Origin of the sequence: Sphingomonas sp. IW22, from assembly GCF_041321155.1 — a bacterium.
Classification (GTDB): Bacteria; Pseudomonadota; Alphaproteobacteria; order Sphingomonadales; family Sphingomonadaceae; genus Sphingomonas.
The window spans coordinates 1-1326 of sequence record NZ_JBGGWB010000028.1 but is presented as its reverse complement, the minus strand read 5'-3'; the positions used below and the strand labels follow the sequence as shown (position 1 = coordinate 1326).

General features: G+C 33.8%; 1 protein-coding gene. It reads left to right on the top strand.

What is annotated here, in order from left to right:
- Window positions 1–206 precede the first annotated feature (206 nt).
- Window positions 207–1247 (top strand): transposase, encoded by a 1041-nt coding sequence (locus ACAX61_RS19520; RefSeq protein ID WP_370716202.1) that lies wholly within the window; start codon window positions 207–209, stop codon window positions 1245–1247.
- Window positions 1248–1326: the final 79 nt, after the last annotated feature.

Below are 1326 nucleotides of genomic sequence, written 5' to 3'. Positions count from 1 at the left end.
ATATATATACAAGGTGTGTCAATAAAGTTCCCGGATTGTTTTAGCAATTACAGTTAAACAGACTTGAGAATATTTTTTATAAGTTTTTCAGAAAGATATATGCTTATTTGATATTTAAACTTAATTTCTTTCAATTAGCTGTTTGTTTATTTGTAGTAATTAGTTTATTTAATTGACAACTTTTTAAGTATTGTTATGATTTATAAATGGAACAAAGAATCAATATTAAGTTTTGCTACAAACTTGGCAAAAGTGCTATGGAAACCCATGAAATGCTAAAAACCGTCTATGGAAACAATGCACTATCAAGAACAACTGTTTATGAGTGGTTCTCTCGTTTCAGTGGAGGCCGTGAAGATACAATGGATAATGAGAGAACTGGGCGTCCGTCAACCTCCAGAAATGATGATAATGTGAAGAAAATTAAAGAAATCGTGGAAATGGATACACGAATTTCTTTGAGAATGATTGAGGAGGAAATAGGAATCAATAAAGAAACAATTCGGAAAATATTGTCTGAGGATTTGGATAAAAGAAAGATCTGTACTCGATTTGTTCCTCATAGCCTGACTCCTGAACAAAAGAAAACCAGAGTTGATTATTGCAAAGATTTCATTTCAACTTCTGATAATGACTCAAATTTTTTGAAATCAATAGTTACTGGTGATGAGACTTGGTGTTTCCAATATGATCCTGAGACAAAACGCCAGAGTATGCAGTGGTGTTCAAAGGGGTGTCCCAAGCCAAAGAAGGTTCGACTTCAAAAGTCAAAAATTAAGACAATGATGATTACGTTTTTTGATTCTAAGGGAATCATTCATAAAGAATTTATGCCTTCTGGTAGTACAGTCAATGCAATTTATTACAAAGGAGTTATGGATAGACTTTTGAAAAGAATTGCCAGAGTCAGACCTGAGTACAAGAGTAAAGGAAGTTGGAGTTTGCTGCATGATAATGCACCTAGCCACAAGGCAGCTATTGTGAAGCAATTTTTGCTCAAGAAAGGAGTGGTATTGATCGAGCATCCGCCGTATTCCCCGGATTTGGCTCCGGCAGATTTCATGCTCTTCCCAAAGCTGAAATCTATCATCAAAGGCATAAAGTTCGATGATATTAAAGATATTCAGACGAATGTAACATATGAGCTGAAGAACATTCCGAAAAAAGAATTCCAGATCAGTTTTGAAAATTTATACCGACGATGTGATAAATGTATTCAAGTCATGGGTGATTACTTTGAAGGATAAAATATAATAAATTGTTATCTTATGTGCCTTACATTTTTTATTACTATAATCCGGGAACTTTATTGACACAGTAGTATAT

Coding starts and splice junctions, on each gene's coding strand:
- ACAX61_RS19520 (WP_370716202.1), top strand. CDS start 207: ATGGAACAAAGAATCAATATTAAGTTTTGCTACAAACTTGGCAAAAGT.